Annotated in this window: 1 protein-coding gene; it reads right to left on the bottom strand. The window is 47.3% G+C overall.

All coding sequences use genetic code 11. The features are described 5' to 3' along the window. Positions 1-263: PAS domain-containing protein (locus GY683_RS05465; protein WP_297287785.1), on the bottom strand; the 263-nt coding region annotated here is incomplete at its 3' end. Between the last annotated feature and the right edge of the window lie 453 nt (positions 264-716).

Below are 716 nucleotides of genomic sequence, written 5' to 3'. Positions count from 1 at the left end.
TCGATCAAGGGGCGCCGGGTGTTGAGGCATTGCATCAATTTGCTGGTCTCATGGGTCAGGTCGTAGATCTCCGTGATATGATGATCGACGGCCTCGGCGCGGTCGATGTCGTCTATACGTGCCATGGCGTCGTTGTAGTAAACGATTTTGCCATGGCGATCCACGATGATGATCCCTGCGCTCAGCCCGTCAAACACCGGCAGAAAGTCGTCATATTTTAAATCTTGCAGCATTTGAATGTGTTGCCTGGATGCTTGTTTCATCGGTCCTCGAACCGTAGCCCCTGTTTGCGTCTTGTATTTAATACTTGGAATATAAGACAGTTAGCTTACTACGTCGCTGACGTCAAATCATAATCGCTCAAATCAAATTAAACCTAAATTATGCAATAGGGTTATCCGGAAAGTACAAGCTGGAGGTTGGCGTCATTTTACCGTGCTTGTGCGCGTAATCGTAATTGATATATTTTTGGTTTTTCTCCAAATTTAGTTGGTACATACCGATTTTAAGGTTACACATGGTTGATCGCATTTTAATGAACCGCCCGTTCGCTTTGCTCACTCGACACACGCCGACAGACGCAGACGTTTGTCTCGATTGCCTGCGGAGGCATTCATCGGCCGTCGATTCGCCAAATCATTTAACTATTTGACGGGAAGCTTCTCTTTGCCCCGGGCAAAAAATGTCGTCTGCGAATTGTCCGCGTGTGTCTGCGG

The sequence above is a fragment of the Moraxella sp. genome (genome assembly GCF_024227015.1).
Classification (GTDB): domain Bacteria; phylum Pseudomonadota; class Gammaproteobacteria; order Pseudomonadales; family Moraxellaceae; genus Moraxella.
Note: the sequence above shows the minus strand (reverse complement) of the source record. Positions and strands in the feature narration are given on the sequence as shown.